General features: G+C 62.5%; 22 protein-coding genes and 1 pseudogene. 7 read left to right on the top strand and 16 right to left on the bottom strand.

Annotated elements, in window-relative coordinates:
- The 3 genes and pseudogenes from eno to G3574_RS12840 form a co-directional block, all read right to left on the bottom strand.
- Positions 1 to 134: pseudogene (eno, locus tag G3574_RS12850) on the bottom strand (phosphopyruvate hydratase); the annotation flags it as partial.
- A 32-nt stretch (positions 135 to 166) separates the two neighbouring features.
- On the bottom strand, positions 167 to 1,678 hold the full coding sequence (pyk, locus tag G3574_RS12845; RefSeq protein WP_163963704.1) for a pyruvate kinase: 1,512 nt from the start codon (positions 1,676 to 1,678) through the stop codon (positions 167 to 169).
- A gap of 4 nt (positions 1,679 to 1,682) precedes the next feature.
- Complete coding sequence (locus tag G3574_RS12840; RefSeq protein ID WP_163963703.1) at positions 1,683 to 2,987, bottom strand: glycerate kinase type-2 family protein; 1,305 nt, start codon at positions 2,985 to 2,987, stop codon at positions 1,683 to 1,685.
- Positions 2,988 to 3,290: 303 nt separating this feature from the next.
- Between G3574_RS12840 and G3574_RS12835 the strand changes: the two genes are divergently transcribed.
- The 3 genes from G3574_RS12835 (at position 3,291) to G3574_RS12825 (ending at position 7,483) form a co-directional block, all read left to right on the top strand.
- A complete protein-coding gene (locus G3574_RS12835) occupies positions 3,291 to 4,589 on the top strand; it encodes an MFS transporter (RefSeq protein ID WP_163963702.1) in 1,299 nt (432 codons plus the stop codon).
- 346 nt (positions 4,590 to 4,935) lie between these two features.
- Positions 4,936 to 6,066, top strand: coding sequence for an acyltransferase family protein (locus G3574_RS12830; RefSeq protein WP_163963701.1), 1,131 nt, complete (start codon positions 4,936 to 4,938; stop codon positions 6,064 to 6,066).
- Positions 6,067 to 6,154: 88 nt separating this feature from the next.
- Positions 6,155 to 7,483: a M20/M25/M40 family metallo-hydrolase gene (locus G3574_RS12825; protein WP_163963700.1), complete on the top strand. Its 1,329-nt coding sequence runs from the start codon at positions 6,155 to 6,157 to the stop codon at positions 7,481 to 7,483.
- A 51-nt stretch (positions 7,484 to 7,534) separates the two neighbouring features.
- On the opposite strand, the gene G3574_RS12820 is transcribed toward G3574_RS12825, so the two are convergent.
- The 7 genes from G3574_RS12820 to G3574_RS12790 form a co-directional block, all read right to left on the bottom strand.
- The gene (locus G3574_RS12820; RefSeq protein ID WP_163963699.1) at positions 7,535 to 7,909 is read right to left on the bottom strand and encodes a hypothetical protein; all 375 of its coding nucleotides are present in this window, start codon (positions 7,907 to 7,909) and stop codon (positions 7,535 to 7,537) included.
- Positions 7,910 to 8,166: 257 nt separating this feature from the next.
- A complete protein-coding gene (locus tag G3574_RS12815) occupies positions 8,167 to 8,811 on the bottom strand; it encodes a glutathione S-transferase family protein (protein WP_163963698.1) in 645 nt (214 codons plus the stop codon).
- Positions 8,812 to 8,905: 94 nt separating this feature from the next.
- Positions 8,906 to 9,292: an RcnB family protein gene (locus G3574_RS12810; RefSeq protein ID WP_163963697.1), complete on the bottom strand. Its 387-nt coding sequence runs from the start codon at positions 9,290 to 9,292 to the stop codon at positions 8,906 to 8,908.
- Between the two features lie 14 nt (positions 9,293 to 9,306).
- Positions 9,307 to 9,573, bottom strand: a complete 267-nt coding sequence (locus G3574_RS12805; protein WP_163963696.1) for a hypothetical protein — start codon at positions 9,571 to 9,573, stop codon at positions 9,307 to 9,309.
- 244 nt (positions 9,574 to 9,817) lie between these two features.
- A complete protein-coding gene (locus G3574_RS12800) occupies positions 9,818 to 11,122 on the bottom strand; it encodes an MFS transporter (protein ID WP_163963694.1) in 1,305 nt (434 codons plus the stop codon).
- A 74-nt stretch (positions 11,123 to 11,196) separates the two neighbouring features.
- Positions 11,197 to 12,027 carry a class II aldolase/adducin family protein gene (locus G3574_RS12795; protein ID WP_205609776.1) on the bottom strand — a complete coding sequence of 277 codons (831 nt, stop codon included), beginning with the start codon at positions 12,025 to 12,027 and terminating at the stop codon, positions 11,197 to 11,199.
- A gap of 232 nt (positions 12,028 to 12,259) precedes the next feature.
- Positions 12,260 to 12,931 carry a DUF4197 domain-containing protein gene (locus G3574_RS12790; protein WP_235953371.1) on the bottom strand — a complete coding sequence of 224 codons (672 nt, stop codon included), beginning with the start codon at positions 12,929 to 12,931 and terminating at the stop codon, positions 12,260 to 12,262.
- Positions 12,932 to 13,155: 224 nt separating this feature from the next.
- Here G3574_RS12790 and G3574_RS12785 point away from each other — a divergent pair, with 224 nt between their 5' ends.
- Complete coding sequence (locus tag G3574_RS12785; protein WP_163963688.1) at positions 13,156 to 13,482, top strand: NIPSNAP family protein; 327 nt, start codon at positions 13,156 to 13,158, stop codon at positions 13,480 to 13,482.
- Between the two features lie 321 nt (positions 13,483 to 13,803).
- Entirely contained in the window at positions 13,804 to 14,013 is a 210-nt protein-coding gene (locus G3574_RS12780; RefSeq protein WP_163963686.1) for a cold-shock protein, read from the top strand.
- Between the two features lie 264 nt (positions 14,014 to 14,277).
- On the opposite strand, the gene G3574_RS12775 is transcribed toward G3574_RS12780, so the two are convergent.
- From G3574_RS12775 to G3574_RS12760, 4 genes are all read right to left on the bottom strand, one after another.
- Entirely contained in the window at positions 14,278 to 16,200 is a 1,923-nt protein-coding gene (locus G3574_RS12775) for a PAS domain-containing hybrid sensor histidine kinase/response regulator (protein WP_163963684.1), read from the bottom strand.
- Positions 16,200 to 16,475: a hypothetical protein gene (locus G3574_RS12770; protein ID WP_163963682.1), complete on the bottom strand. Its 276-nt coding sequence runs from the start codon at positions 16,473 to 16,475 to the stop codon at positions 16,200 to 16,202. Before G3574_RS12770 ends, G3574_RS12775 begins: the two co-directional genes overlap by 1 nt.
- 95 nt (positions 16,476 to 16,570) lie before the next feature.
- Positions 16,571 to 18,241, bottom strand: a complete 1,671-nt coding sequence (locus G3574_RS12765) for an outer membrane protein assembly factor BamB family protein (RefSeq protein ID WP_163963680.1) — start codon at positions 18,239 to 18,241, stop codon at positions 16,571 to 16,573.
- 100 nt (positions 18,242 to 18,341) lie between these two features.
- Positions 18,342 to 19,262, bottom strand: a complete 921-nt coding sequence (locus G3574_RS12760; RefSeq protein WP_163963677.1) for a LysR family transcriptional regulator — start codon at positions 19,260 to 19,262, stop codon at positions 18,342 to 18,344.
- Positions 19,263 to 19,690: 428 nt separating this feature from the next.
- Between G3574_RS12760 and G3574_RS12755 the strand changes: the two genes are divergently transcribed.
- A complete protein-coding gene (locus G3574_RS12755; protein ID WP_163963675.1) occupies positions 19,691 to 20,542 on the top strand; it encodes an EamA family transporter in 852 nt (283 codons plus the stop codon).
- A 26-nt stretch (positions 20,543 to 20,568) separates the two neighbouring features.
- On the opposite strand, the gene G3574_RS12750 is transcribed toward G3574_RS12755, so the two are convergent.
- Entirely contained in the window at positions 20,569 to 21,408 is an 840-nt protein-coding gene (locus G3574_RS12750; RefSeq protein ID WP_163963673.1) for an OmpA family protein, read from the bottom strand.
- A 277-nt stretch (positions 21,409 to 21,685) separates the two neighbouring features.
- Here G3574_RS12750 and G3574_RS12745 point away from each other — a divergent pair, with 277 nt between their 5' ends.
- Positions 21,686 to 22,810 (top strand): ABC transporter substrate-binding protein, encoded by a 1,125-nt coding sequence (locus G3574_RS12745; protein ID WP_163963671.1) that lies wholly within the window; start codon positions 21,686 to 21,688, stop codon positions 22,808 to 22,810.
- Between the two features lie 48 nt (positions 22,811 to 22,858).
- On the opposite strand, the gene G3574_RS12740 is transcribed toward G3574_RS12745, so the two are convergent.
- Positions 22,859 to 24,346 carry an amidase gene (locus tag G3574_RS12740; protein WP_163963669.1) on the bottom strand — a complete coding sequence of 496 codons (1,488 nt, stop codon included), beginning with the start codon at positions 24,344 to 24,346 and terminating at the stop codon, positions 22,859 to 22,861.
- Positions 24,347 to 24,348: the final 2 nt, after the last annotated feature.

Raw genomic sequence — 24,348 nt, 5'->3', positions numbered from 1 at the left:
GAGCCGGTGGAGGCGCCGGAGGGCACGGCGGCGCGGCCCATGACGCCGGACTCGAGCAGGACGTCGCATTCCACGGTCGGGTTGCCGCGCGAGTCGATCACTTCACGGCCAATGATGTCTACGATGGTGCTCAATCGGTCACTCCCTGGATGATGGTTTCCGACGCTCAATGGCAATCGGCGATCGTGTTGAAGTAAGGGTCTCGCGGGCGACAAGCCATGTCCTCGCCCGCTTTCGCGGCTTCCCGTTCCGGCCAGATGACGCGCAGCAGGTTGGTCGAGCCCGACACGCCGAACGGCGTGCCCGCGACGACAACCAGCGGCTTGCCGGCCTGCCTGAAGCCTTCGCGCAGCGCAACCTCTTCCGCCTGCCCGACCATCTCCTCGACGCTGCGCGCATCTTCCGTGCACACTGAGTGGACGCCCCAGATCAGGGCCAGCCGCCTTGCCACAGCGAGATTCGGCGTGAGGCTCAGGATCGGCGTCTGCGGCCGCTGGTGGGCGACGCGCAGCGTGGTCGCGCCGGAGCTCGTATAGGTGATCGTTGCCGCGATCGGCAGCACCCGCGCCATGGTATGAATGGCGGCGCAGATGGCGTCGGCGGGTTCGTCCTTGCGGGTCGGCCAGTAATCGGCCATGCGGGTGCTGGCCTTGCCGTCGATCTCCGCCGAACCGATGATGCGGCCCATGATGCTCACCGCTTCCACGGGATACGCGCCGGATGCCGACTCGGCCGACAGCATCACCGCATCGACGCCGTCATAGACCGCCGTCGCGACATCGCTGGCTTCCGCGCGCGTCGGGGTGGGCGCGGACACCATCGACTCCAGCATCTGGGTCGCCACGATCACCGGCTTGCCATGCCTGCGGCAGGTCGCGACGATCTTCTTTTGCAAGCCGGGCACCAGTTCCGGCGGCATTTCCACGCCGAGGTCGCCGCGCGCCACCATGATGGCGTCCGCGCTGTCGACGATGCGTTCCAGGTCCTCGATGGCCGACGGTTTTTCCAGCTTTGCGACGATGCCGGCCCGGGTGCCGACGATGGCCATGAGTTCCTGCACGTCTTCGGCGCGTTGGACGAAGGAGAGGGCAATCCAGTCGACCCCGAGCGCGAGGCCGAATGCCAGGTCGCGCCTGTCTTTTTCCGTGAGCGGCGACAGCGGCAATACCGCGTCCGGAACGTTCACGCCCTTGCGGTTCGATAGCACGCAATTCGATTGTGCTTCGATCACCGCGAAGTCATCGCCGCAGGAGACAACCGCGAAACGCGCGCGGCCATCGTCGATGAGAAGCTGGTGACCCGGCTGCAGCGCAGCGAATATCTCGGGATGCGGCAGGCTGACCCGCTCCGCATTGCCGGGCGCGGGATCGAGGTCCAGGCGGATGCGATGCCCGCGCTCGAGGACGACGCGCTCATCGGCAAAGGCGCCGATGCGCAGCTTGGGCCCCTGCAGGTCGAGCAGGACCGCGATCGGCCGGCCCGCCTCCTGTTCGAGGGCACGGATGGCATGCAGCCGCTCCTGGTGTTCGCCGTGCGTGCCATGGCTGAAGTTGAGCCGGAACACATCCGCGCCCGCATCGTGCAGCTGCCGTATCGCTGCCGGCGAACTGGATGCGGGACCGAGCGTGGCGATGATCTTGGTATGTCGCGCGCGGGGAGGAAATGAAGTTGCAGTCATGGGATCACCTGATGAGAATGGCGCGGAAGTCGTTGACGTTGGTGCGTGTCGGCCCGGTAACGATGAGATCGCCAAGCGCCCGGAAGAAACCGTAGCCGTCGTTGTCTTGCAGCAGCGCGCGGGGCGACAATCCCATGGCGCGCGCGCGGGCCAGCGAGTTCGGCGAAAGGAGGCAGCCGGCGTTGTCTTCGGTGCCATCGATGCCGTCGGTATCGCAGGCGATGGCGTACACGTCCGGCATGCCGTTCAGGCCGATGCCGAGGGACAGGAGGAATTCGGCGTTCCGTCCTCCCCTCCCATTGCCGCGCACGGTCACGGTCGTCTCGCCGCCGGAAAGGATCACGCATGGCCTCTCGATCGGCTGCTTGTGCTCCACGATCTGCCGCGCGATCGCCGCATGCATCAGCGCGATGTCCCGCGCCTCCCCTTCTATGCTGTTGCCCAGGACGAGCGGGGTATAGCCGTGATTGCGCGCGGCGCGCGTGGCCGCGTCGAGAGCCTGCTGGGCGGTAGCGATCACCTTGGTGGTGTTCTGCCCCAGCTGCGCGTGGATCGACGCCGGCGCCTGGTTCGATCCGGACTGCAGGATCTTCCGGCAGGCGTCCGATACGGGGATGGCATACTTATCAAGAATTGCCAGCGCGTCCGCCGGAGCGGAAGCATTGGGTATCGTCGGTCCGGAAGCGACGACGCCGGGATCGTCGCCGGGAACGTCGGACACCACGAGGGTAACGACTTTCGCAGGGAAGGCCGCCATGGCCAGCCGCCCGCCCTTGACCTGGGACAGGTGGCTGCGCACGCAGTTCATCTCCTGGATCGTGGCGCCCGACAGGAGCAGCGCCTTGTTGATCTTCCGCTTCTCTTCGCTGGACAGGCCGTCCGCCGGAAGCGACAGCAGCGCCGACCCGCCGCCCGAGATGAGCGCGATCACGAGGTCGTCGGAAGTCAGGCCGTGCAGCATGCCGAGCATGCGCTTCGCGCAGGCTTCGCCGGCACTGTCGGGAACGGGGTGTCCCGCTTCGGCGATCTCTATCTTTTCGCATGGCTCGCCGTGCCCGTAGCGGGTCACGACCAGCCCTTCCAGGCTTCCCGTCCAGTAGCGCTCGACCGCGAGCGCCATTCTTGCCGAGGCCTTGCCCGCGCCGATCACGATGGTCCTGCCCTTCGGTGCCGGAGGAAGATGCTGCGGCACCAGCAGCATCGGGTCTACCGCATTGACCGCTACGCTGAACAGGTGGCGCAAAAAGCCCGAGGGAGATTGCAGGAAATCTTCGACATGCGCGATGTCGCGTTGGAGTGCTGTCGTCATGGTGGGTGGAATAACCGTCCTTGAAAGTATTGCGCCGCGTTGCGCCCTATTGCTTCTCGTTGCCTGGCCCGGTGCCGCTGCCTGCCCGCGCCGGTCGCCGTGAGGGAAATATAGAGCAGTGCCCCCGGCGGAATCCAATGACATGTATTCATCTGCCTCATTCCAAATCGGAATGAAGGCCGGGCATGTCGAATGGTTATGGCCCGTATGAATACATGTCATTAGCTTCGGGCATGCATCTTCCCTATATTTCCACCGCGGACGCGCCAATGTCCGGCGCGAACAAATTCAAATGGAGAAGACATGACTGCAACGACCCTCGCCTCCGCTTCGGAGAGCTTCGAAGAGGCCACCTACTCGAAGGTAAGCTGGCGCCTCATTCCCTTTCTGTTCCTGTGCTACGTGGTGGCTTTCCTGGACCGCGTGAACGTCGGCTTCGCCAAGCTGCAGATGCTGTCCGACCTGAAATTCAGCGAGACGATCTATGGCCTGGGCGCGGGCATCTTCTTCATCGGCTACTTCCTGATGGAGGTGCCCTCCAACATCGTCCTTTCCCGGGTGGGCGCGCGCGTCTGGATCGCCCGCATCATGGTGACCTGGGGCGTGATCTCGTCGGCGATGATGTTCGTGAACTCGCCGCTCAGCTTCTATGCCTTGCGGTTCCTGCTCGGCGTGGCAGAGGCAGGATTCTTCCCCGGCATCATCCTGTACCTGACGTACTGGTATCCCGCGCGGCGGCGCGCGAAGATCGTCGCGCTCTTCATGACCGCAATCGCCTTCTCCGGCGTGATCGGCGGTCCCTTGTCGGGCTGGGTCATGAACTCGATGTCAGGCGTGGGCGGTCTCGCGGGCTGGCAATGGATGTTCCTGCTGGAAGGCGTGCCGTCGGTCTTCGTCGGCATCGCCGTGCTGGCCTATCTCGACGACGGCATCCGCGCAGCCAGGTGGCTGAACGACGAGGAAAAATCCTTTCTCGAGAAAGAGGTGCGCGAAGACCAGCGGCAGACGGCAGACCTCGGCATGGCGAAGGTGTTTTCGAACGGCAAGGTGTGGGCGCTGTCGCTCATCTATTTTTCGTTCAGCATGGGCTTGTACGGTGTCGGCTTCTGGCTGCCGCAACTCATCAAGAGCACCGGCGTGAAGGACGTGCTGACTGTCGGCCTGCTGACGGCGATTCCCTATGGCGCTGCCGCGGTAACGATGGTATTGGTTGGCCGGAATTCGGATCGCACCGGCGAGCGCCGCTGGCATACGGCGATTCCCGCGGTGATCGGCAGCCTCGGCCTGATCGCGAGCACGCTTTTCGCGGGTAACACCACGATCGCGATGCTGGCGCTGACCGTTGCCACCGCTTGCATCCTTACCGTTCTGCCGCTGTTCTGGACGCTTCCCACCGGCTACCTCGGCGGCACGGCCGCGGCGGCCGGCATTGCCATGATCAACTCCCTCGGCGGCCTCGGCGGCTTCGCCAGTCCCTACATGGTCGGCGCGATCAAGGATGCCACCCAGAACACCACGCTCGGCATGTACGTGCTGGCCGGCCTTCTGGTGTTAGGCGCGGTCCTGGTGATCGCGGCGATTCCACGCAACATGGCGCGCTGATCCGTATCGTTTCCGGATATAAGGACGTCTCCAGGTCGGCTGTATCCCAGGCTGGCTTTTGCGCCCCGCTCGATCGGATCGAGCGGGGCTTTTTTCATTTCCCCGCCTGGACATGGCATGCAGTGGGCCGCGCCAGGCAGGGAAATGGGGAGAGATGCCGGAAGTTTCGGGCCTCACCATTTTGGTGCTGACATTCGTCAATGACGGCTTTTCCCCCGATCCTGGTATTTACAAAAATATACCTAGGCCTGCTGAGATCAATCAAGCAAGGGGCAATGGCATTTAGTAATACTGTGCGTGGTGCAATGGGGATATCGTCAAATTAGACAAATCGGATCGCAAAAACATGATCAAATCGCTGGAAGGATTGCGTGGGATAGCGGCCGTTGTCGTCGCGCTATACCACCTCAAGATCGGCATCAATGAATTTTCCGCGATCCGCCATGGTTATCTGTTCGTCGATCTGTTCTTCGTCCTCAGCGGTTTCGTCATCAGCAAGACGTATGCATCCCGGATGCAGGATGGCGATGATTTCCGGCTGTTCATCGCGCGCCGCATCGGACGCCTGCTGCCCCTGCTTCTGTTCTCGACGCTGGCCGTCATCGTCGGCACCAATATGCTCGTGGCCGCCAAGCGGTTCGCGATCGCCAGCGGTCACGCCGGCATGCTGGGCAGCCCGGGGGACATTGCCTACCTCGTGCCCAGCCTCGGGGAGATCGTATCGACAGTCACCTTCACGCATGCGCTTGGCCTGTTCGACCATCTCGTGCTCAATGGCCCGACATGGAGCATCAGCACCGAGTTCTACACCTACCTGCTGTTCGCTGCAATCTGCCTGATCGCGCCGGAGCGCAAGCGCCTCGCGGTCTTCGCGATCCTCTCGATTGCCGGCCTGCTGCTGTCGATCTGGGCGTCGGTCGTGGTCCATCACTGCATCGGTGCCGGGCAGTGCCTCGCCCTGACCTATGACTTCGGCTTCGTGCGCTGCCTGCACGCCTTCTTCCTCGGCGTGCTGACCCAGGCATGCAGCCAGCGATGGCGCTTCGACTCCTCCGCCCTGCAGGTCAGCATTGCCTTCCTGCTTTTCCTGTCGCTGGCGCTGGTGGGGAACGTCAGCGCGGCCGCCTTCGCCTTTCCCGCGGCATTCGCGGTGCTCGTGCTGTCGCTCGGGGAAGACACCGGCCCGCTTGCCGACACGCTCAAGCTGCCGCTGTTCCAGCAACTCGGCCTGCGCTCCTACTCGATCTATCTCATGCATGAGCCGCTGCTGCTGGTGTTCGGGAATCCGGCGCGGCGCGCGACCGGCATCCTGTCGGCATCGCTGGTAGTGATCCTGTATGTGGCAGCGCTGTACGTGGTATCCGGCTGGACCTATCGCTGGATAGAAAAGCCCTACCGCGATCGCATCAACCGCCTCACCGCGGATTCGACCCGCTTCGGCCGCGCATTCGCATTTCGCTGGACCAGGCGGCGGTAAGGTTCGCCTCTTCGGCACGAGGTCTCCATCGGGTTTACACTGGCGATCGATATTCCATTCCATCGCTGGTCGAGACATCGGAGACACCATGAAACTGGCAGCACGGACGGCGCTCGCGGGCGCCATCATTTTGGGCGCATGCTTGCCCGTCCAGGCAGAGGAGCTCGTGCTTCCCGCCGCCTATCCGGAAACCTTCGACCGCATCCTGTCGGCGCCCCAGGTCAGGCAAGCCCTGGCCGCACTGAAGGACGACGACCAGAACACCCTGGCCGACCAGAAGGCGCTGGTCGTCATTCCCTCGCCGACGTTCAAGGAAGCGCGGCGCGCACAGGCGTATGGCAAGCGGCTCGCGGAATCCGGCCTGCAAAACGTCAGGGAGGATGCGGCCGGAAACATGTGCGGTGTCCTGCCCGGCTCGGGCAAGGGACCGAAGCTCCTGCTGTCGGCGCACCTGGACACGGTGTTTCCGGAACAGACCGACCTCACCATCAAGGAGAAGGACGGCAAGCTCTACGCCCCGGGCATCGCCGACGACGCGCGCGGCCTGGCCGCGGTGCTTTCCATCGTGCGCGCGCTCAAGGCAAGCGGCATCCGCACGGCGGGCGATGTCTGGTTCTGCGGCACGGTCGGCGAGGAAGGCCTGGGCGACCTGAAGGGCATCAAGCAGGTGTTCAAGGATCACATGGACATCGACGGCTACATCGCGCTGGAATCGCCCACGGTCCAGAACGCGGACATCTCCTTCCAGGCGGCCGGCAGCAATCGGTACCGCATCACCTACAAGGGCCCGGGCGGACATAGCTACCAAGCCTTCGGCCAGCCGAGCGCCATCCATGCGCTGGGACGCGCCATTGCGGGCATCAGCGACCTGCAGACGCCGGCCACGCCGAAGACCACCTTCACCGTCGGCACCATCGCGGGCGGCACCTCGGTCAACTCCATCGCCGCCGAGGCGACGATGGATCTCGACATGCGTTCGAATGACAACGACGAATTGCTCAAGCTGGAAGCTAAGGCCTTGCAGATCGCGCGCGACGCGGCAGCCATGGAGAACAAGCGCTGGGGCAGCGACAAGATCCAGGTGAAGATCGACCAGGTTGGCGCGCGGCCGGGCGGCTCGCCTTCACCGAACAACGCGGTGGTGCAAGCCCTGTGGATGGGCGTGAAGGCGACCGGCGCCGCGCCGAAGCTGGCCGGCGCGCGAAGCACCGAGGCCAACCTGCCGATCAGCCTGGGGATCCCGGCGGCGGTGGTCGGCGCGGGCGGCTTTTCCGAAGGCATCCACTCGCCGGGCGAATGGTTCGACCCGGCCAATGCCTATCTCGGCCCGGTGAAGGCGCTGGTCGCTATCCTCGGGCTGGTCGGGGTCGAAGGCGTCAGCGAACCCTTGCTGGAGAAGCGGCCGCCGCGGAAGTGAGCCGGTACCTAAGCCAAGGGCGGCGCAAGGCGATGCCTTGCGAAACCCCTGCTACGCTCCCGGCAGCCCCATTTCCGTAAAGGGCCGCGCCGCCAGCAGCTCGGGAGCGACCGCGGGCACTTCCATCGTTTCGAAGAAGGACCTGGATTCCTGGATGAGCCGCTCATCCGCCGCCTTGCGTTCACCGGCGCGGGTGTCGATGCGGAAGGGATCGTTGCCGAGGCGTTTTTTCCAGGCCTCTTCGTCTTGCTCCCATGGCCGCACCACGTCGTGCAGCCAGATTTCCGCCGCGTCGCCAAGCCGGAGATTCAGCTCCTCGTTCAGGAGCTTGGTGTTGAAATGGCGGTTGCGCCGCTGGCTGTTGATCTTCCCCCGAAGGAGATCCTTCCAGTGCCAGTCCCTGATGGTGTCTTCGTCGAGCATCATTGCGGTCATCTCCGAAAAGTAAGTTGACCGGCCTGAATGCATGATCCGTGCCGAGACCAAGTTTCGACGATGCCCCACGCGGGACGGGAAAATGTTTGCGCCATGTCCAGGCGACGAGGGCATGTCTTGACGTTTGTCGCGCTTGCGCTCACCGCGACCGCGTGCGCCATGCATCCGGCGCGACAGCGGTTCCAGCATCCAAACAAGATTTACATGCCATGAACGTCATCGTTGCCGATGGTGGAAGCCGAGTTCGCCTATGCGGCGCCGACGAATGCCAGCCGCTGCGCTTCGAAGGCGCGCACGTAGGCCGGACGGGACTCGGCGCGCGCCACATAGGAGGCAAGGTCAGGAAATGCGTCCAGCATGCCCGATGATTTCACCCTGAGCAGCACCGACGCCATCATCAGGTCGCCGGCGCTGAACCCGCCATCAAGCCAGTCGGCGTGGCCCAGCCGGGCGGACAGCTGGGCAAGGCGAACCCGGACCCGTTCCTCCACCAGGGGCAGGCGCTCCTCGTTCCAGGGTTTGTCATGCTCGAGCAGCCTGGCGTTCGCCAGCTCAAGGATGGGCGGCTCCACCGTATTGACCGCGGCAAACATCCAGCTGATGGCACGCGCCCGCGCGTCGGCGTCCGCCGGCAGCAGGCCGGGATGCCGCTGCGCGACATGCAAGACGATCGCCCCGGTCTCGAACAAGACCAGGCCGTCTTCCTCGTAGGTTGGAATCTGTCCGAAGGGATGAAGCGCCATGTGGGCAGGCCGCTTCATCGCCTCGAAAGAGAGCGGGCGGACATCGTAGGCCTGGCCGGTTTCTTCGAGCGCCCAGCGCACGCGGGTATCCCGGGCAAGGCCGCGGCCGCCGTCAGGCGACCGCGCGAAGGCGGTAATGGTGATGGTCATCGCAGGCTTCCCCGTGTCCGTGCAAGGTTTCACCCGCCGCGCAGCGCGCGGCGGATTGACGAGGATTGTAGGCGAAACCGAGGGGAGGCAGCCCTCAGGGCATGACGATGACGTTGACGACCACGCCCGTGGGCGCGGCGACGAGCACATATTCGGCACCGACCTGCACCCAGTAATGGCCGCGCGGCGGCGGCGGCAACCGATGGTAGCGCCAGTCTTCGACGATGTATTGGCGGGACCGGTAGACGGGCGGAAGCCGCTCGCCGCGATGGAAGCCATGGCGCTGCTCGTAGCCGCGGCGATCGTTGCCCCGTCCGTAGTCGTCGCGGTCCCAGCCGCGGCCGTCATGCCGTTCGCCGGCATGTTCGTCGCGGTGTCCCCGGTCGTGGTCGTCATGGCCGTGCTGCGCGAAGGCAGTGCCTGACATCAATACCGGCAAGGCGAACGCCATGACGGAGAGAAACTTTCGCGTGTTTTTCATGATCGATGTCCTCGTTAGTGCCAGTGGCGACCGCCCCACCCGCGCCGTCCTCCGCCCCAGAAGCCGAAGTCGAGCCCGAAGTAGACGGGCGGTCCGACATAGGCAGGCGCGGGTTGCACGTAAACCGGCGCCTGGCTGTACGCCGGCCCGGAATTGGCATAGACCGGGGCACTGTAGTAAGGTCCCTGGGAATAGGCGGGTGGCGGGCCATACACCGCGCAACCCTCCAACAGCGGCAGCAAGATGAGCGCAGCTGCCAACGCTTTGATAGGAAGTTTCATAGATAGCTCCTCGCTTGCTTTCAAGTATAGAAACGGAAGTTTTCAGTGAGCGAGTTATTACTCAAGCTTACACTTCCCGGCAAAGCCGTACATGCCGGTACAGCCGGCCGCAACGATCCCCTTGACGGCACGCCGGCGGCATCCAAAAGCAACGCGGCAGGCAAGCTCCCCGAGCTTGCCTGCCGCCGTCATTTTCCTGCCTGCCCCGGGCCAGCCGGACCGGGTGCCCAGGCCATGACCGGTTCTAGTGATTGACCACCCGCTTCGGAACCGTCATCACGATGAACGCGGCGGCCACCAGCGAAAAGGCGACGCAGTAGAGGCCAATGTCGGTACTCTGGGTCGCGTCCTTGATCCAGCCAACCACGTAAGGGCTGACGAAGCCCGCCAGGTTGCCGACCGAGTTGATCAGGGCAATGCCCGCCGCGGCCGCGGCGCCGCCCAGGAAGGCTGGCGGAATGGACCAGAACTGGCAGAGCGCTCCCAGGATGCCCGCCGTGGCGAGAGTCAGGGAGAGAACGGCGAACGCAGGCTGGGCCGGAACGATGGTGCTGATCACCAGGCCGGCGGCGCCGACGACGGCAGGAATCGCGACGTGCCAGCGGCGTTCCCGGGTACGGTCGGAACTCTGGCCAACCAGGATCATCGTTACCGCCGCCACGCCGTAGGGAATCATGGTCAGCAGGCCGATGTCGAGGGAGTTGGTGACGCCGGAGGCCTTGATGAGGGTCGGCAGCCAGAAGCCGATGCCGTACAGGCCCATGATGATGCCGAAGTAGCAGGCGCACAGGACCCAGACCCGCGCATTCGTGAACGCGCCGCTGGCATGGCTGACTTCGATCTTGCCGGATTCGCTGGCCAAGTTGCGCTCGAGCGTCGCCTTCTCTTCCGCGCTCAGCCATTTCGCCTTGGCGATGCTGTCGTCGAGATAAAGGAATGTCACGATGCCGGCAATGATCGACGGGATGGCTTCGATCAGGAAGAGCCACTGCCAGCCCGGCAGGCCGTTGACGTTATGGAAGCGTTCGAGGATCCATCCCGAGAGCGGGCCGCCCACCACGCCGGCGATCGGTATGCCGGTCATGAAAAGCGCGGTGATCTTCGAGCGGCGCGATGCCGGATACCAGTAGGTCAGGTAAAGAATGATGCCGGGAAAGAATCCTGCCTCTGCCACGCCCAGGAAGAAGCGCAGGACATAGAACATCGTCGGCGATTTCACGAAGATCATGGCAGCTGAAATGACGCCCCAGCTGATCATGATGCGCGCGATCCACTTGCGCGCGCCGAAGCGATGCAGCGCCAGGTTGCTCGGCACCTCCATCAGGAAGTAGCCGATGAAGAAGATGCCCGCGCCCAGGCCATAGATCGTCTCGCTGAATTTCAGGTCGGACAGCATCTGCAGCTTGGCGAAGCCGACGTTCACGCGGTCGAGGTAGGCGAAGACATAGCAAAGGAACAGAAAGGGAATGAGGCGCCAGGTCACTTTCGTGTAGGTCGCCGACTCGGCGTCGTTGTGCGCGACTCCGCCTTGGTAGGTGGTGCGAAGCATGGTGGTCTCCAATCTCCATGAAAGCGGCGCGGTCCGCGACCGCGCCTGCCGTGTTTATTGTGCTGCCGGAAGGGTCAGTCGAACATGTCGGGGCTTTGCTGCTGCAGCTGGCCGAAGATCGGCTGGAAGTGCAGCCAGCCGATGTACTCGCTGCCGACGTGCTCGCGGCTGTAGCGGGAACTCTGCTCTGGCACCTGCACCGGCTTGATGCCGGTCGCTTCGACTAGCAATTGCTGCTGGCAGCAACGCTCCAGCGCGATGAACCAGAAGGCCGCGGCATCGATGCTGTGCCGGCTGACGGTAAGCAGGCCATGGTTCTGGTGGATCGCCGCCTTGACGTTCTTGAAGTAATCGCAGACCGACATGCCTGCTTTTTCTTCCACCGCCACGGCGCCGGCTTCATCCTTGATCACGACGTGGTCCTCGAAGAACGCCGCGGCATCCTGGGTGATCGGATCGAGCGGCTTGCCGAGCGCGGCGAAGGCGGTTCCGTACAGGCTGTGGGCGTGGCACATGGCAACGATGTCCGGGTTGGCTTCATGCACGGCGGCGTGCAAGACGAAGCCGGCGCGGTTGAGCGCATGATTGCCCTCGACCACCTTGCCCTTGTGGTCGGCAAGGATGAGGTTGGAAAGCTTGACCTGGGAAAAATGCACCGCCATCGGGTTGGTCCAGTACAGCTCGGGATGCTCGGGATCCCGCACGGTCAGATGGCCCGCAAAGCCGTAGTCCAGGTTATGCAGCGCGAAGGCGCGGCAGGCCGCCACCAGGCGTTCCTTGCGATACTGCCTCTCCTCGGCGAAGGTCGAGAAGTCCGGCAGTTCAGGATAGACGAGGCCGGCCTGCTTCGGGCGATAGATGGAATTGTTGGAGGGATGCGAAATCGTGCGGCGCAATTCCGTCATCCGCGGGTCAAGGTTGGTCTGTTCGGTAACGACTGTCATGGCGGCTCCTGGCTTGAAGTGATTCAGTGCCGCTACGATAAGACGACCAGCCTTGCCGATCTAGCCATTCCCGGAAATAAGACTTATTGCGTCTTGAAATAAATCTTGCCGGCAATGCGTTGAAGATCCATCAGGATGTCCGGGACATGGCAATGCGCCTAAAGAGGCGTGGCAGTCTTGATGATCGGGAAGGTCATTTCATGCTTCCAAACACTTTCTCGATGATCTTGCTGCCCGTGCCCACCGGGTCGGCCCGGATCGCCTTCTCTTCGTCCGCGATCATCAGGTACAAACCATCCAGTGCGCGCTGCGTGACGTACTTCTCGACAGTCGATTGGTCGTCGGAGACGAGGTTCATCTTCGACGCCTGGCTCATCACGCCGTTGTATTTCGCAGCAAGGCCGGAGCGGTCGGTAATGCCCTTGACGATGGGCAGAAACTTCACGGCCAGCGCGGCCGATGTTTTCTCACGGAAAAAATTCGTGACGGAGGTGTCGCCGCCGGTCAGGATATTCTTGGCGTCGCTCACCGACATCGATTTGACCGCGTCGACCAGCAGCGGCTTGGCCATCGGCACCGCGGATTCAGCGGCGCGGTTCATCGACACCACCAGCTCGTCAAGCTGCTGGCCACGTCCAGTCATTTGCAGCAAAGGCCGGGCCTGTTCCAGCACGCCGGGCAACTGGATCTTGACCCTGTCGTTGTCCAGGAAACCTCCGGGCGTTCCAAGCTTCGACACGGCTGCGGAAGCCCCCTTTTCCAGCGCGGCCTTCAGGCCGCTGGATGCTTCCTGATTGGACAAATCAGACAGCGAGATTGCCAGGACGACGGGCGCGACAGAAACCAGGCTCATCAATGCGAACATGCGGCGGAAACGGGATGCGGACATGGGGTAGCTCCTTTGAGGCTAGCCTAGCCAGTGTACCAAACCCGCTTGACACGGCAAGGCGGCAAGATGAAGCCGAAGAGGAAGCTGGATGGCCATGCCTGGCGACGCGCCGGTGCTGATTGCTGCATTGGGATATCATGCTCGGGTCGCTCTTTCCGCCGAACATGAAACGCAACCGAAGCCTATCTGAGGATTGAAACATGATCTATGAATTGCGCACCTATCACTGCGCGCCCGGCCGCCTGCCCGCGCTCAACGCCCGCTTCGAAAGCATCACGCTGAAATTCTGGGAGAAATACGGCATCCGTCAGGTCGGTTTCTGGACCACGCTCGTCGGTCAAAGCAATCATGCGCTGACCTACATGCTGCAGTGGGAAAGCCTGGCGGAGCGCGAAGAGAAGTGGAATGCCTTCGCGAGCGATCCCGAATGGATTGCCAAACGCACCGAGACCGAAGCGCAGGCCGCCATCGTGGAACGCATCGAGAATCAGATCCTGACGCCGACGGCATACTCGGCGCTGCGCTAGACCCATGGGCACAGGCATGCCCGGACATGCCTGTCACTTCGCTGCTGCACTTTCCACGTCGCATGCAACTTGGGCCAGCGACGTTGGGCATATGAAAAGTTGGCGAAAGATAAGTCGAGAAAACGCTAGGTGATTCGGCGCTTTGCCTGTACGATGCGCAGCACTGCACTTGCATCAAGCCGTAGTTATTGTTGGCCTCCTTCCTGTATTGCTCGCCCGCCGAGCACTTCCGTTTGAATTCCTTCGGTTACATCTCCTTGATTTCGGGTGCGCTTCGGGCGCGCTTCTAGCGCTGTCCCTCATTTTTCAAGAGGACGTCACATGAGTATGCAAACCGGTACGGTTAAATGGTTCAACGATTCCAAGGGATTCGGCTTCATCACCCCTGACAATGGCGGCGGCGACTTGTTCGCACACTTCCAGGACATCCAGGGCACTGGCTTCAAGAGCCTGTCGGAAAACCAGCGCGTGTCCTTCGAGCGCGCCACGGGTCCGAAAGGCGAGAAGGCCAGCAACATCCGCCCCATCTGACCAGTTTCGTTTTCTGCTGCCACGCGGCGCGGCCTTAGAAGCCTGAAATGACACCACGCAGATAGCATGGGTTGTTGAGGTTTCGCTTCGTTAGGGACATCTTGCAGATAGCATGAGTGCCTGATGGCTGCGGCTGGTTTGGCAGTGTAGGAATGAAAGCTCGCTTCGGCGGGCTTTTTGCATTTCTGGCCTGAATAAGCTTCCCGAAGAATCTTCTGGCCGCCCTTTAGAAGCGAGCGACATGGGAAGACCTGGAAGAAGCGGTTACGTGTTGGCGATCTTGTTGAGTATTGCGGCGAGCTGGCGGGTGTTGACCGGCTTGACGAGATGGTGGTCGAAGCCGGCAGCCAGGGCGCTTTCCCGATCGCTTTCCTGCCCGTAGCCCGTCACGGCGACGAGAATGGTGCCAGCGTTTTCAGGCAAACTGCGCAGGTGTCTGGCCACTTGGTTTCCATCCAGGTCGGGCAGGCCGATATCGATCAGGCAGACGTCAGGCCTGTCGGCTTTGGCACGTTCCAGTGCCTGGTAGGCGCCGTGTTCGACCGATACCTCATGACCGGCCGCCTCAAGCAGCATCGTGAGCATCACCGCCGCATCGACATTATCGTCCACCACGAGAATCCGCAACGGACGATTGCCTGGTTCAAGTATTTGCTCGCCATGCAGGCGGCCTGCATGATCTGGCTGATCATCCAGGCGTGGCAGGATAACGGTAAAGGTGCTGCCCTTTCCAATTCCCTGGCTGGAACAGCGGGCTGATCCGCCATGCAGTTCAACCAGGTTCTTGACCAGAGCCAGCCCGAGTCCCAGGCCGCCCGACGACCGGTCGGAGGTACGCTCGGCCTGGCTAAACAGGTCAAAGGCGCGCTGTACCAGGCCAGGGTCCATGCCGATACCGTTGTCAGTGACTTCGACGCGCACCTGATCATTATCCAAGGCTGTCTTCAGCAGAATGTTTCCGCCCTCGGGCGTGTACTTGACGGCGTTGGTCAGCAGGTTGGCAACGACCTGGACCAGACGTTTCTTGTCGCCGGACACCAGCACGACGTCCGGTGACAGATCGAGCATCAGCCGGTGTCTTCTGGCGCCGACGAGCGGACTGACCTGCTCGACTGCATCGGTCAGAACATGACTGATGTTCAGCGGCGCAAGATCCAGTTCAACCCTGCCTCGGGTGACGCGCGACACGTCGAGCAAATCGTTGACCAACCCGGTGATATGCTCGACCTGGCGACCGATGATTTGACTGGTCTGGCGAACGCTCGCCTCGTCGAGCTTGACCATTTGCAGCAGTTCAGCGGCAGCGCCAATCGGTGCCAGTGGATTTCTCAGTTCATGCGCCAGCATTGCCAGGAATTCGTCCTTGCGCTTGCTCGCTTCCTTGAGTTGCTCTTCCACTTCCTTACGGTCGGTAATGTCGCCGGCCATTCCAACCCATTCGCGAATTTCGCCCTTTTCGTTCAGGATCGGCACTGCCCTCGAGTAGGTCCAGCCAAAGCTTCCGTCCGCACGCAGCACGCGGTGCTCCAACGCGAAAACTGCCTTCTTGCGGATTGCCTCATCAATCTTGTTACGAGCCAGATCCAGATCTTCCGGATGCACGTAGTCCTCGATCCGGTATTCATCCAGCCTGGTCGTCGTCTTTAGAAAGCCGCGTCCATCGAGCTGATGCATATACTTCCAGTCCGGGCTCATGCGGTAGATGACCTCGGACGTGGCATCGATGAGCGCGCGAAAGCGTATTTCGCTTTCCCTGGCGACCGCCTCGGACCTGACCAATTCCGTCACGTCGGTCGTGCTGTGCGAGATGAACAATACCTTGCCGTCTTCTCCCAGGACGGGCGTATTGGTCGCGCTCCAGAAACGCTCTTCATATCGCACTTCACCACCGGCCTGCTCGACAAGGATGGGATAGCGTTGAACGCTCATCTTGTCGGGTTGGCCTGTTTCCATGGCACGCGCTATCGATTCACGCAACGCAGCTTCACCCGTATCTTGTGCGTCATCCGGATTGCCGGCAAACGCGGTGAAAAGACTGGCTCCAACCAGGTCCTCCCGTCGGCGAGAGCAGCCTTTCAAGAACACATCATTTACTGCAAGAATCGTTAATTCCGCAGTAGGTGCCAACAGGCAGTTCCCTATCGGAAATGAATTGAAGTTTGCCTGGAAGAGATTGGGTATGACCATTACGACTTTGTCTCCGAATGGGGGAGATGGACATCATTACCTCGCTTTGACAGGTCTTCATTCTGTTCGATCTTCAGAACTTGGTTTGGGTCAAGGTGATGGATCTTGCCACGGTTACCTAAAGCGGCAGCCTTCTCGATGTAGGATGAAGGAATTGGCCCGTTGCTGGAGCCGTGGTTGAAGATCATGACGGGAAACGGCCCTGTTCCTTCCGGCTTGTAGAGTGTCGTTTCGAGACGAATGACACGTTCGCCAAGCCAGCCGGCATCCTTCATAGGCACCCATACCGTTTCGCCGGCCGATTGAGCGAGCCCTTGCCGTCCAGCCTAGATGAGCAACAAGGCGAGAAAGGTCCATGATCGATAGAGTGTCATTGACCGGGCAGCTTGTAGACGATCAAGGCATTTCCTGGTCCGGCATGGAATCGATTGGCTCCGCCGAAGGTGCTGTATCCCGAGTTGACGAACAAGTCGTTGCCGGCCACGATCGGCCCCGCGCCATCGATCGTGCCGCCCTGAACGCCTGGCCGGGCAGGCGCAAGCCGGGCCGGACTGGTGGATGCATCGCTGGACCAGAGCATCGTGCCGTCCTTCGTGTTGAATGCATACAGCATGCCGTTGAGCGCGCCGGCAAACAGCACGTCATTGGTGACAGACAAGGCGGCTGAGAAAATTGCCGGCACCGGCTTTCCTTCATGGTCCCGCGTCGGATGCGCTTCCCATGCGACGCTCCCATCGCGCAGGTCTAGTGCATAGACACCCGGCCGCCCGTTCTTTGAAACGACCTGTTTTGCGGGCTTGCCCGGCCGGTCGAATATCGTCTGCTTCTGCACGTTCAGATCACTGACGCCGACGTAGATCCTTTCGCCGTCGCTGGCCATCCCCCAATGAATACCGCCCAGGTTGCCGCCGGCACCGAGACGCCTGCTCCAGACCAGCGCCCCAGTCGTCCGGTCGAGCACATACACGACGCCACTCTTGGCACCGGCGACGACGACCGGCTTATTACCCGGCAGCGCGGTAAGCAGCGGTGCGGCGCCGATGTCAAAATCGCCGCCCTCCGGCCGGTCGCATTTGGCTTCCTTGCCCCAGAGTGCCGGCAACTGGCAACTGATGTTCCACGCATCGTTGGCCGTCGTCTGGAAAGACCATTTGATCTTGCCCGTTTCAGTATCGAGCGCGATCAGGGCGTCGGATGTTGCGGTGGCCGGTTGCGTGAGATTTTGTCCGGTCCCGACGAACAGGGTCTTGCTCTCGGCGTCGAGTGCCGGCGAGCCCCAGACGCTGCCGCCATTGGGGCCGAGCCGGTTCGGATTGCCGGGTTGCGGCTTCGCGTCTTCGGTCACATGGAAAGTCCAGATGGCGTCGCCGGTATAGGGATGAACAGCCTGGACCAGTCCGTGACTTCGGCAACAGATGTCGTCAACGAACACCGTGCGCGCCACTTCGATGGTCGACACCGGAACGAACAGCCTGCCGCCGCCTGCGATCGCCGTGCCGGTAATCATGTGGTTGTCCTGGTCCGTTCCAAGAAACCTTTTCCAAATGAGTTTCCCCGACCTGGTATCGATCGCGTGAACGTAGCCATTCCTGTCCCCCGCATAGAGGATCGCCGGATTGCCATTCCCTTCGCTGAGCAGATAGATCGAGCGGAAACCATTCCTGATCGGATCGGCGTCGGCACCGAAGGGGGAATATCGCCAATATTCGCAACCGGTGGTTCGATTGATCGCGGCGACATGGAACTTCAGGGTGGCAAAAATTGCCTGTGTCGTGACGACCGGGGTGCCGCGCCGTTCCGATGCTTCCGTGTCGCCGTGAACCAGCGCGGGGACGAGATGCCCGACGTTTTCCGAACGCAGCGCGGATGCCTGCTTGCGGGTATTGAAGGGGTCGCCACCGAAACCGTTGAAGACCACCCGTGCATCCGGGTTGATTTCATCATCGCAGGCGGCTGCATCGGTGGCATGCATCATGACGAGGCAAGCCGCGGCCATCACCATGGCTCGCCCGGAAGCGGTTCTGATGCCTTTGGTTTTCATTGGTGCCCGCCCTTCGCGAATCGAACTCTTCAGAGGGGACATGCTGCCATAACGATGTTGTCGGATCAACAAAGATTGAAGAAGGGGGAGTCATGGCGCCCTACGATGGGCGGTTCGCCTTCATCCAAGGCGGTTCGCGGAACGCCTCCACGACATGATCGACGAAGGCGCGCACGCGCGGCACGAGCTGGCGCTCGGGGAGATAGACAGCATGGATGGCGGTGTCGTCCTTGGCCTCGTACTCGGGCAGCAGGCGCACCAGCTGCCCGCGCCGGATCGCGGGAACGGCCAGGTGTTCCGCGAGGCGCATGATCCCCATGCCGGCAACGCAGAGCTGGAACAAGGTGGTGCCGTCGGTGCTGTGGAGGCCGCCCTGGACATGCAGCTTCTCCACCTTGCCGTTGACCAGGAAGGGCCAGTGGTTGAGATGATCCCGCGGCGGCTCCCAGAGCAGGCACCGATGCCGCGCCAGTCCCTGCGGCGTCACCGGCCGTCCATGCGCGTCGAGATAGGACGGCGCCGCCACCACGACCCGCTGCAGGTCGCATATCTTGCGGCTGCGCAAGGTGGAGTCCTGCAGCCGGCCCATGCGGATTGCGACGTCGAAGTTATCCTCGATGAGATTGACGTTGGAATCGGACAGCGAGACGTGCACCCTGAGCTTGGGGTATGCCGCGCAGAAGCCGGGCAGCACCGGCACGATCTGGTCCATGCCGAAGGCGTGTGGCACGCTGATACGCAGGTCGCCGGCCGGTTCGCTGGACCGGATCTGCGCCTCCGCCGCCTCGAGCCCGTCGAGCACCTCCCTGCACAGCACGAGGTAACGTTCGCCTTCGCTGGTCAGCCGATGCATGCGGGTGGAGCGGTGAAGCAAGGTGACGCCGAGGCGCTGCTCCAGGCTGGTGACGACCTGGCTGATGAAGGGCTGGCTCGCGCCCAGCACGTTCGCCGCCGCGGTGAAACCGCCGGCTTCCACCACCGTCCTGAACACCCGCATCTCCAGCAGCCGATCATCTTTCACGATCTTCTCCCCTGGCCCATGTCCTTCACCGGGAACGACCAGATTGCGGGCCATCCGACATGGTGAACCATCGCGAAGCACTTCTGGACAAAGAATAACGGAGGGTTGATTTCCATTAACCCCCGCCTTCATCCCCGCCGGAAAATGTCGGAAGATGCCTTGAATCTGGAAATCACTTATAAGGGATAGGAGACACGATGAAGGCCCCACTGCCAACCCTGGCTGCCGCGGCGACACTACCCGGAACCTTGTGCATCGCCGCGCGCGGCATGCGGATCGGTTGACCGCACGCCGGGCGCGTGTCCATTGTCGCGATGGGGTTGCTTGATGAGCCGGGCTGAGCCTGGCGTTTCCGCCCCCTTGGCTCGATGCCGGCGCCCGCTCGTTATAATTCCAGCCTTGCCCCCTAGCCGCTTCCTTCCATCGCCATGTTCTCCTCCGTTGGTGCACTCGTCCTTGTCGCCGCATTCATGCATGCGGGATGGAACACCATGCTTCATGGGAGCAAGGACCGGTCCCTGTCGATGGCGTGGATCTGCCTGTCGATGGGAACGCTCGCTGCCGTCGCGTGCTGCCTCCTGCCGCTTCCCGCAGCGGCTTCATGGCCTTACATTCTTCTGTCCGGCATCATCCATGTGGCATACAACCTCTTCCTCGTCCGCGCCTACGAGACCGGCGACCTGGGGATGGCCTACCCCATCGCGCGCGGCTCCTCGCCGATGCTGGTCGCGCTCGGGGCATTCTTCCTTGCGGGCGAAAGCCTCACGGCTATCCATGCGCTGGGCGTGATCCTGGTGTCCGCCGGGATCGTCGGCCTGGCATTGCAACGGGGCCAGGTCACGCGGCGCGGCCTCGGCAATGCCTTCCTGACGGGTGCGACCATCGCGTGCTACACGGTGGTCGACGGCATGGGCGTGAGGCTGTCCGGGGGAACGGCAACGACAGCGACAATGGCGGCGGCGTCCTACACCGCCTGGCTGTTCCTGCTGTTTCTTCTGACTCCCGCCCTGCATGTCTTCCGGAACGGAATGAAGTCTATGCGGTTGCCGGCAAGGGAGGCGGCAACCTATGGAATGGGCGGGCTGGTGTCCGCCGGCGCCTACGGCATCGTCATCTGGGCGATGCAGCACGGCGCGATGGGGGCGCTGTCAGCGTTGCGCGAAACCAGCGTGCTGTTCGCGGCCTTGCTGGGCAAGGTCTTCCTGCATGAAAGGCTGGGCGCAGGCAGGCTGGTTTCCTGCCTGGTCATCGTACTCGGCGCGCTCGCCCTCGGTACCTGAGGCGAGTACGCGCCGAATCCCGCCGGTCAGAACCTGACCAGTTCCACGCGCCGGTTCTTTGCCCGGCCTTCCTCGGTGCGATTGTCCGCCACCGGCGCCGTGTCCCCTTTTCCGTCCGCCTTCAGGCGGCGCGGATCGATGCCGGCCTTCGTCACGTAGGCGATCACGCTTTCCGCGCGCTTCTTCGACAGGTCGAGGTTGGCTTTCTTGTCGCCGACGTTGTCGGTATGGCCTTCGATGGACAGCTTCAGCGACTGCTCCTTCTTGAGCAGGGCCGCGACTTCCTTGAGCAGCGGCTCGGATTCCGGCTTGATCGTCGCGCGTCCGGTATCGAACATGATGCCATTGAGCGCGACGAAGCCGTTCTTCTTGATGGCATCGCTCATCTGATCGGCGGAAAACTCGACCTTCTGCTCCATGCTGCCGGTGTCGATCACCTCGATCTGGTATCGGTAGCCGTCGTTATCGACGTGGAGCTTCATCCAGCGCTCGCCGCTTCCGCCCAGGGGCATGCGATACACCACGTCTTCCGGCGATTCGCGGTAGACCAGGCCTCCGCCCGCCTTCTTGAAGGCATTTTCATAGTTCCGGACCAGCTCGACGGTGCTGGGCTGGCGCGCGCCTTCCTTCAGGATGTAATCGACAAACCAGTATTTACCTCCCTTGACCTGCTCCCCGTTCTTCAGGTTGAAGCCGACTTCGTTGTAATCGTTGTACTTGCTGTTGTCGATGAAGAAGTTGGGGAAGCGGGCGACCTGCGGGTGCTCCGCGGTGCCCTCGGTATCGCTCGGATCCTTTGCGGCAAACGCCGAGGCAATCATCAGCATGAGGGCGATCGAGGCGATCCATTGACTTGCACGGTTCATTGACATCCATCCTTTGCTTGGCGTCGGCGCTGGATTAACTTAGGCGGCTGGGGTAACCAAGAGACCTATGGCAGGCGAAAAGCACGGCGCGCACTCCCGCGTTCGCAACCCGTTTTGAAAAACAGGCGAGAGTAGACCCGAAAAGGAGGGACATGGCAACCCATATATATGGGAATCCCTTTTGAACACGCCGATGCGCAGCAAGGCACACGAGGGTTTCATCCGCCTGTCACATTCCTTTCGCACAATGGCGGCTTTGCGCGCCCGGCCATCGACAATGATTCCTCGCCTTGCTTCCACCCTGCTGCTCGCCTGCCTGGCCTCTCTGCCCTTCCTGCCGCAACAAGCGCAAGGCGCGGGAAACGTCATCACCATCGGGCAAGCTATCGACCTCTCCGGCCCGAACGCGGCGCTCGGCCGCGACTATGTCGCCGGCATTAAGACCTGCTTCGATGCCGTCAATGCCGCCGGCGGCATCAATGGCAAGCGCATCCAGTACATCGTGCAAGACGACCATGGCGATGCCGAACGGTCGGCCAAGGCGGTCGGCAGCCTGATCGAACGCGACCAGGCGGATTTCCTGGTCGGCGGCGTGGGTGACGACACCCTCAGGGCCGTGCTCGAATCGGCGGCGTTCAAGCGCAGCGGACATATGCTGTTCGCGCCGCTCGCCGCGAACGACTATCCTGCCGGCACCCGCGCCCTGTTCTGGCGCCCCACCTTCCGCCAGGAGTTGAGCCATGTCTTCGCGCATTTCTCCAGGCTTGGCGCCAGCGGCGTCGGCCTGGTCATGCAGGACACGCCGGCCTCCGCCGATTCGATGCGGGCGCTGAACGGGGTGATCGCCGAACACAAGGGAATGATCCGCGCGAGCGTGCGGCTGGCGGCCGACGGTTCCAATGCCGCCGTCGAAGCGCGCAAGCTGGCCGTTGCCAAGCCGGATTTCATCGTCGTCGTTGCCGACACCATTGGCACGGCGCTCTTCCTGAAGGAATTCCGCAAGGTCGATGCACAGACCTTCGTCGCGGGCACGTCGCTGATCAACCTCGAAACCTTGCGGGAACTGGCAGGCGCGAAGGCGGTGGAATGGACCGTCTTTTCGCAGGTCGTTCCCAATCCCGCGGCCGGAAACTCGATGATCCAGATGGAGCATCTGAAGATGATGCGGAAATACCGCGACGAAGCGGTGTCGTCGCTGACGCTGGAAGGCTATGCCGCCGCCAAGGTCCTGGTAAGGATCATCCAGCAGGCACGGGGCGGACGGCAGGCATTGCACGAGACGCTGGCGCAGCCAACGGAAATCGAACTGGGCGGCCTGGCCGCCGCGACGGGAACGAATCGCACCCGCCTTTCCAGCTACCTTGACATTGCCCTGTTCAAGAAGGGCGTCCTGATGTTCTGATCCTGGCGAGCGCGCCGGCTGGCGCGTTCCGGAAGATTCCCGCGCGGCTCAGGCTGGCGCCCTTCCTTGTTTTGCCTCCAGCAAGGCCGGCTTGACCCGCGTGTAGGGAATCACTTTCTCATAGGCGTGGCCCAGCTGCAGCACGGACAGATCGGCTTGCGGCTTGCCGATGATCTGCAGGCCCATCGGCAGGCCATCCGCATTGAACCCGGCCGGGACATTGATCACCGGCAGTCCGGCCAGCGTGCCGGGAATGACGATCTCCATCCAGCGGTGATAAGTATCCATGGCCTTGCCGTTGATGTGCTTCGGCCAGTCGAGCGATGCCTCGAAGGGAAAAACCTGGGCCGAAGGCAGAACGAGGAAGTCATGATGCCGGAACAGCTTGAGCAGCGCCTCATACCAGAGGCTGCGATCGACGGATGCCTGGTACACGTCCGCGCCGCTCAGCGCAAGGCCTTGCTCGACTTCCCAGACCGCCTCCGGCTTCATTTGCGCGCGCATCTCCGCGTTGGCATATAGCGCGCGGGTCTTGCCCGCCACGAGGAATCCGCGCAAGGTCAGCCAGGTCTTCCACAAGCGCTCCATCGGATAATCGGGCGTCGCTTCCTCCACCGACATGCCCAGCGTTTCGACATGCCTGAGCGCATCGCGGCACAAGGACATGATGCCCGGTTCGGTCGGCAGGTAGCCATTGAAGTCGCCCAGCCAGCCGATGCGGGCGCCCTGGAAGCTGCGCTCCAGCGAACCCGCGAAAACCGCAGGATCGGTGTTGATCGACAGCGGCGCGCGTTCGTCGTATCCCGCCTGGGTGGAGAGCAGCATCGCCAGGTCGGCAACCGAGCGCGCCATCGGTCCTTCGGTGGAAAGCTGCTGGCTGAAGACTTCGTCTCCCGGCCCGGCGGGCACGCGGCCAAAGGAGGGGCGCATGCCAAAGACATTGTTGTATCCCGCCGGATTGCGCAGGGAACCCATCATGTCGCTGCCATCGGCCACGGGAAGCAGGCGCAGCGCCAGCGCCACGGCCGCGCCGCCGCTGCTTCCGCCGGCCGTCCTCGACTGATCGTAGGCATTGAGTGTCGTGCCGAATACCGAATTGTAGGTATGCGAACCGAGACCGAATTCGGGCGTGTTGGTCTTGCCGATGAAGATGGCGCCGGCGCGGCGCGCCCGTTCCACGACGATGGCATCGACGGCCGGCACGTTCTGCTTCAGCCCCGGGAACCCGAGGGTGGTGGGCAGGCCGGCGGTGGCGGCCAGGTCCTTGGGCGCCTGCGGCATGCCATGCATCCATCCCAGGCAGAGGCCACCGGCCAGTTGCCTGTCGCGCTCGTCCGCCTGCCGCAGCAGGTGTTCCGGGTCCTGGCGGGACACGATGGCATTGACCCTAGGATTGATGGCATCGATGTGATCGAGATAAGCCTGCATCACTTCCCGGCAGGAGACGCTGCGGCTCCGGATCACATGCGAGAGTTCGAGCGCGCCCAGGCCGACGATGTCGCCTGCATTCGCAATGCCAGTGCTGGCTGCATTCATGG

Source organism: Noviherbaspirillum galbum (assembly GCF_010974945.1).
GTDB classification, from domain to species: domain Bacteria; phylum Pseudomonadota; class Gammaproteobacteria; order Burkholderiales; family Burkholderiaceae_D; genus Noviherbaspirillum; species Noviherbaspirillum galbum.
Note: the sequence above shows the minus strand (reverse complement) of the source record. Positions and strands in the feature narration are given on the sequence as shown.